This is a genomic window from Cupriavidus basilensis (genome assembly GCF_029335485.1).
Classification (GTDB): domain Bacteria; phylum Pseudomonadota; class Gammaproteobacteria; order Burkholderiales; family Burkholderiaceae; genus Cupriavidus; species Cupriavidus basilensis_E.
The window spans coordinates 1-5,985 of the sequence record NZ_JARJLM010000388.1; the positions used below are offsets into that span (position 1 = coordinate 1).

General features: G+C 68.0%; 6 protein-coding genes. 3 read left to right on the top strand and 3 right to left on the bottom strand.

What is annotated here, in order from left to right:
- From P3W85_RS23120 to P3W85_RS23130, 3 genes are all read left to right on the top strand, one after another.
- Positions 1-768 (top strand): FAD-dependent monooxygenase (locus P3W85_RS23120; protein WP_276266492.1); only part of this gene is annotated, 768 nt, incomplete at its 5' end.
- Between the two features lie 121 nt (positions 769-889).
- Positions 890-1,813, top strand: a complete 924-nt coding sequence (locus P3W85_RS23125) for a LysR family transcriptional regulator (protein WP_276266493.1) — start codon at positions 890-892, stop codon at positions 1,811-1,813.
- Between the two features lie 509 nt (positions 1,814-2,322).
- Positions 2,323-3,396, top strand: coding sequence for a porin (locus P3W85_RS23130; protein WP_017228884.1), 1,074 nt, complete (start codon positions 2,323-2,325; stop codon positions 3,394-3,396).
- A 281-nt stretch (positions 3,397-3,677) separates the two neighbouring features.
- On the opposite strand, the gene P3W85_RS23135 is transcribed toward P3W85_RS23130, so the two are convergent.
- From P3W85_RS23135 to P3W85_RS23145, 3 genes are all read right to left on the bottom strand, one after another.
- Positions 3,678-4,109 (bottom strand): TA system VapC family ribonuclease toxin, encoded by a 432-nt coding sequence (locus tag P3W85_RS23135; RefSeq protein ID WP_276266494.1) that lies wholly within the window; start codon positions 4,107-4,109, stop codon positions 3,678-3,680.
- On the bottom strand, positions 4,109-4,342 hold the full coding sequence (locus P3W85_RS23140) for a CopG family transcriptional regulator (protein WP_276266495.1): 234 nt from the start codon (positions 4,340-4,342) through the stop codon (positions 4,109-4,111). Before P3W85_RS23140 ends, P3W85_RS23135 begins: the two co-directional genes overlap by 1 nt.
- A 217-nt stretch (positions 4,343-4,559) precedes the next feature.
- Positions 4,560-5,985 (bottom strand): PepSY-associated TM helix domain-containing protein (locus tag P3W85_RS23145; protein ID WP_276266496.1); only part of this gene is annotated, 1,426 nt, incomplete at its 5' end.

A 5,985-nucleotide genomic window follows, 5' to 3' on the forward strand; every position in this document is an offset into this window, starting at 1 on the left:
GAGCAAGACGGGCGCCGCGGCCGGATCGACGATATCGACCTGCTGATCGCTGCCGATGGACGTGCATCGGCGGTCCGGCCGGCATTCGGTGGGCCGCCCGCTGCGCACCATGATGGCGCCTCGCCCCTCTCGCTCTTCCATTTGCTGGCACCCGATACCGGCGGCGGGCTGATCGACGATTACGAACAATGGTGCAACGGCCCCAACCGGCTGCGGGCCCTCCGTCTGCCGGAGGGCCAGGTATCCATCGCCGGCATCCTGCCGCAGCCCTTCGCCAGCGGCAATGGCCGGGCTGTCGACGCGCTCTGCGCGGCCTACACGCCCACGCAAGCGCGCCCGAGCCCGCCGGTGGCGTGGCTGCTCGACACCCTGCGCGCCCGCGCCGATGCCATCCACTGGTGCCGCAGGCAGGCGTCCGGCATCCGTTTTGCCGAGCCGCGCGCGCAGGTGATGTACCTCGGCGACAGCGCCCACGCGATGGCGCCGGCCCTTGGCCAGGGCGCCACCCAGGCCATCGAGGACGCCTGCGCCGCCGCCGGGCTGATCGCGGCGGCGCTGGCCCGGGGCGAAACCGATCCGCGCGCCTGGCTCGCTCGTTTCGAAGCAGACCGGCTCCAGCGCATGCGCCTGGTCATGTCGGCTGCGCCGGACGCCGCCGGCCCGATACCGTCCCTCACGCCCGGGCAGGACCGGGCACCGCTGCTGGCCGCGCTGCGGCAGCTCTACTGCCCGGCGGCAGCGCCCCAGCATCGCGGCGCCGCGGCCTGACACCTGGCGGACCGGCAGCCTGCATGACCCAGGCAGGGAACGGAAAGGCCGCAGGAGCACGCGCGCACGATCCTTGCTAGTGAGAGCGGATCGATCTCACCAGCGCCCGAGCGCAACCGCCATGCTCCATCCGCCTCGCCTCTATCTCTATCTGGACGCCGTGGCCCGCCACGGCTCGATCCGCAAGGCCGCCGAGCAGCTCCACGTCGCCTCCACCGCGCTCAACCGCAAGATCCTGGAGGTCGAGCAGGATATCGGCACTGCGCTGTTCGAGCGCCTGCCGCGCGGCGTACGGCTGACCGCCGCCGGCGAGGTGCTGATCGCCACCGTGCGCCGCAGCCTGGCCGATCTCGACTCGGCCGCCGCGCAGATGGAGCAGTTGCGCGGGCTGGTGCGCGGCACGGTGCGCATCGCCACGGTCGAATCGGTCGCCACCGATTTCCTGCCCGAGGTCATCGGCCGCTACCAGTCCACCCACCGGGGCGTGCAGTTTCGCGTGGCGGTCGGCAACTCCGGCGACCTGCTCGCCGCGCTCAAGGAAGACGAGGCCGACCTGTTGCTGGCGCACGATCCGCCGCCCACGCCTTTCCTGCAGGAACTGGCGGTGTCCGCCCAGCCCTTCTGCGCGATGATGCGGCCGGACCATCCGCTGGCCGGCCGGCGCGCGCTGCGGCTGTCGGACTGTCAGCCTTATCCTGTTGCGCTCGGGCCCGAGAGCTTTGGCAGCCGCCGGCTGATCGAGGCCATCTGCGCGCGCAACCGCCTGTCGCTGCGGGTCATGCTGGAAGCCACCACGGTGGAAATGCTCAAGAGCTTCGCGCGCCAGACGGGCGCGATCTGCTTCCAGTTCCAGGCCGGCACGCTGCGCGAGACACGCCAGGGCACGCTGATTGCCGTGCCGCTGTCCGACCCCGAGCTGTGCGGCGGCCGCCTGGTGCTTGGGGCGCGCAAGGGCCGCAGCCTGCCGCCGCCTGCGGCGGCCTACGCCGAGCACCTGAAGGCGGCGCTGACCGGCCTGCACCAGCCGCTGGCCGAAGCCGCCTGATGCGTGCCCGCAACACCGCGAACGCGGCACGCAGGCGCCACCGTGCCAGCCCGTGCGCCCACTGCCTGCGCGTGCGCAGCCAGGGCGGCGATACCACCGGAGAGTGCACACAATTTGCGCGCGCCATGAGAAGAAATAAGTGCTGGTTGTATGCAATCGAATTGCCGCAAACTGCATCCATCGCATGACGGAATGCTTCACCAGCGGCCTGGTCCCGCCACCCACCAAGGCAAGATGAAAATCCACGACCCCGCCCTCCTCGCCTCCCGCCCGGCGAGCCACGCAAGTGAGCCGGCAGGACGCATGAGCCGGCCAGGCTGAACACCGGCGCATCCGCGCCAGCCCTTTCCAGCGTACGCGCAAGGATTCAAGAAAGCCGGGACATGACCCCGGAGGGGCCTTGTCGTGCCCTGCGGAATGGACAGAGGCAACGACAGAAGCCGCAACAGAGCCAGCAACGGTTAGAAACGTCCAGATACGAAAAAACGAGGTCAACCATGGAGGTCTTTATGCAACACGAATTCAAGCCGGTCATGAAACTGGCAGTCCTGGCCGCAGCCTTGCTCTGCGGCAATGCGATGGCGCAATCCAGCGTCACGCTGTACGGCATGGTCGACGCCTACGTGGGCGCCACCAAGGCAGGCGGCGCCGAGCGCGCCTACGGGGTCAACAGCGGCGGCATGCAAACCTCGTACTGGGGCATCAAGGGTACCGAGGACCTCGGTACCGGGCTCAAGGCCATCTTCGACCTCAACGGCTTCCTGCGCCCGGACACCGGCAAGCAGGGCCGCTTCGACGGCGACGCCATGTTCACCCGCAATGCCTACGTCGGCCTGCAGAGCGCGACGCTGGGCACGGTCAAGCTCGGGCGCAACACCACGCCCTACTTTATTTCGACCATCCTGTTCAACCCGCTGGTCGACTCCTATGTGTTCTCGCCGGCGATCTTCCACACCTACTTCTCGGCAAGCAACGGCCGCGTCTACGACCCGGGCATCATCGGCGATTCGGGCTGGAGCAATTCGGTGGTGTACTCCACGCCGAACTTCAGCGGCCTCACCGCCAATGCGATCTACTCCTTCGGCGAGCAGGCCGGCAGCATCGGCAAGAACAAGTGGGGCGGCAACGTGCTCTACTTCAACGGCGCCTTCGGCGCCACCGTGGCCTTCCAGCAGGTCAAGTTCAACAGCGCGCCGGGCGACGTGACCTCGCCCACGGCGCTGGCCGGCTTCGACAAGCAGAACGCCGTACAGGTCGGCGTGAGCTACGACCTCAAGGTGGTCAAGCTGTTCGCGCAGGGCCAGTACATCAAGAGCGACGTCAACAACGCCACCGGCGACATCAAGCACACCAACGGCCAGGTCGGCGCCTCGGTGCCGGTCGGCAACGGCAATGTGCTGGTCTCCTATGCCTACGACAAGACCAGGAACAGCGTCGCGGACTTCAAGCGCAACACGGTCGGCCTGGCGTATGACTACAACCTGTCCAAGCGCACCGACGTCTATGCCGCCTATTTCTACGACAAGCTGAGCGACCAGTCGCACGGCGACAGCTTCGGCGTGGGCGTGCGTCACCGCTTCTGACAGGAAGGGGGGTTGGCAGGCGGGCTATGCTTTGGTGTCGCCCGCTTGCTCAATTCGGGTGTGCTCTTGCTGGGCGGCCTTGTCGTCCGGCGCGCGCTCAAGCTTAGCCCTGCTGCAGGTTCGCGGTTGCTTGAGCGCCTCCTCCTTGAGCAAATCGTAGTGAGAGCAGGCCGCCTCTATCACAGTGCCGGCTCCGGCGAGCCACCGGCCGTTCGATCTTGTTGCCTTGCATATCGAACGCGTCAACGATTATGCGTCGTTCGAAGGAGGCGGCCGCCGGGTCAGGGGATCACTTCGAGGTGCCGCGCGCCATCCGGCACGGCGTCGACCACCAGCCGCCGGTCGAAAGTCGCAAGCATGCCGCGATGTGCGCGCGCCAGCGCGAGCAGATAGGTATCGGTAACCTGGTCGGTCGCAAGCAGCCGGCCGGCGTCGACATGGTGCGCATCGAGCAGGCTCACATTATCCGGCCAGAACCGGTGGCCGGGATGCGCACGCAACTGTGCGACGAGCGGTGCGACGGTGGCCGGCGTCTCGAGCGTATTCGGATAGCGCGGGTTGCCGATGATGCGCAGCACGCCATTTTCGGTCAGCGGACAGGTGGCCCACGCCGCGTGCCCGACCCGGCCGAACCACGCGTGCGCCGCCTCGTGCTGGACATGGCCGGCATCGAGGAGCGCAATCAATACGTTGACGTCGAGCAGGTAGGCCATCAGGGCGTCTCGTCGCGCAGTTGATTGACGATCTCGAGCGTGACCGGGCGTGCCGCACGTGCATTCGGCAGCACCGGCAACCCGTTTCGGATCGCCGGCGCCTCGCCGGCCGGTCGCTGCAACGCGGCGCGAGCAAGCGCCGACAGCACGCGGCCGATCGACACGTGCTCGCGCTCGGCGCGCGCGCGCGCAACCGCGAGCACGTCGTCGTCGATATCGAGGGTGGTACGCATGGGATTCTCCTGAGCATCACGCATCAAACATCAACAGTGTAGCAGACGCGCATCAAGCATCAAGCATCAAGCATCAAAGCGCATGCGATCGCCGGCGCGCGACCCTGAGGCGGCATTCCATCCCCCCCTTCATCACCGCACCTTCTTGCTCCGGTATTCCTCGTAGAGCGCATCCAGTCATCCAGCGACGTCGCCGGCGGAGGGTCGATCGGCACCGCTACAGCGGGGCTTCCGCGTCCTCCGGCGCGCGGCGCGCGGACCATACGCTATCGGCCGGCCCATGCTTGGCCCGCCAGGCCGCTGCCCGCGCCATCCGGGCGAAACACGCTGCGCCGGCCAGCGCCGTCAGGTCCACGCCCAGCGCTTCTGCGCTCCAGTGCGCCGCCAGGCCTGCGCCGGGAAACAACCAGGCCAGCAGCGACGTCAGCGGAATCGCCAGGGTGGCCGACGCTGCAAACCAGAGCAGATGACCCGATGCCCTGGCGCCGCCGCGCAAGAAGGCCCACCCCACACTGGCAAGGAAGACCATGTAGTAGATGCGCAGCGGCAAGCTGCCAGGGTCGGCGACGCGGCCATGCAACCATCGGCTGGCGACGATGGCCAGCGAAATGCCGCAGACGCAGCCCAGGCACACGCCTGCGGTGGCGGCGGCCATGGCGTAGGCACTGCGCCGCTGTTGCGGCGCATCGCCGCCCCGGCGCTGGGCTTTACGCCGGCTTTCGATCCACAGCAGGTTGCCGCTGTAGAACAGCCACGCGCCGGCCAGCGCCAGCAAGAAGTACATCCAGCGTACGGGCGTGCCGCCATAGGTGGCGAAATGCAAGGCGAAGAAACTGCTGAGGGTGGCCGTCGCCGCGCCTTGGCGTCCCGGCAGGTAGTCGGCTGTCGTGACCCGGCCGCTGTACGGATCCAGCGCGACGAAGCCGCCCATGGCACGCGGGGAGATGGCGGTATCGTCGTGCCCCCATATCCGGACCACGGCGCGCGGTCCGGTGACCTGTTGATATTGCAGTGCCTGCGGCTCGAACGTCGGCGACAGCGCCTTGGCTTGCGCGACCAGGACCGCGGGCGCGAGCATCGCGGCGGGATCGCGCGGCGCGACCGGCACGGTGGCGCCGGGACGCTGGCCGAAGGCGGCGGCGAGCCTGCCGCCATGAAACATCTTGTCCTGCAGGGCGTAGATGCCATCGTGAAAGGCGAAGACGGTGGCCGTCAGCGCCATGACGAGATGAAATGGCAGGCTGACGATCCCTACCACGTTATGCGCGTCCAGCCACATGCGCTTCAGATTCCGGCCCAGGCGCAGCGCAAAGAGATCCTTGACCAGCGTGGGCAGCAAGACGATGACCCCTGACACCAGGGCCACCGCGTAAAGCGCCGCAACCAGGCCCATCACCCACCGGCTGGCATCCGTGTCGATCGGCAGGCCGACGACGCGATGCAGAACGTCGATGCACTCCGCCAGGCGCGACGGTTGGCTCTGTTCGACGCGCAAGGCGCCGTCCGCCTGCATCCAGGCGACGTAATGGCGGTCCAGGCGGGTGTCGTGCTCGTCCGCGCTTGCGTTGTGGATCTGCCAGCTCAGGCGGGCCGGCGCGGCTTCGTTGGGTTTCAGATGCAGCAGAAAGCTCCTGCCGGCCTCG

Coding starts and splice junctions, on each gene's coding strand:
- P3W85_RS23140 (WP_276266495.1), bottom strand. CDS start 4,342: ATGCGTACCACCCTCGATATCGACGACGACGTGCTCGCGGTTGCGCGC.
- P3W85_RS23130 (WP_017228884.1), top strand. CDS start 2,323: ATGCAACACGAATTCAAGCCGGTCATGAAACTGGCAGTCCTGGCCGCA.
- P3W85_RS23125 (WP_276266493.1), top strand. CDS start 890: ATGCTCCATCCGCCTCGCCTCTATCTCTATCTGGACGCCGTGGCCCGC.
- P3W85_RS23135 (WP_276266494.1), bottom strand. CDS start 4,109: ATGGCCTACCTGCTCGACGTCAACGTATTGATTGCGCTCCTCGATGCC.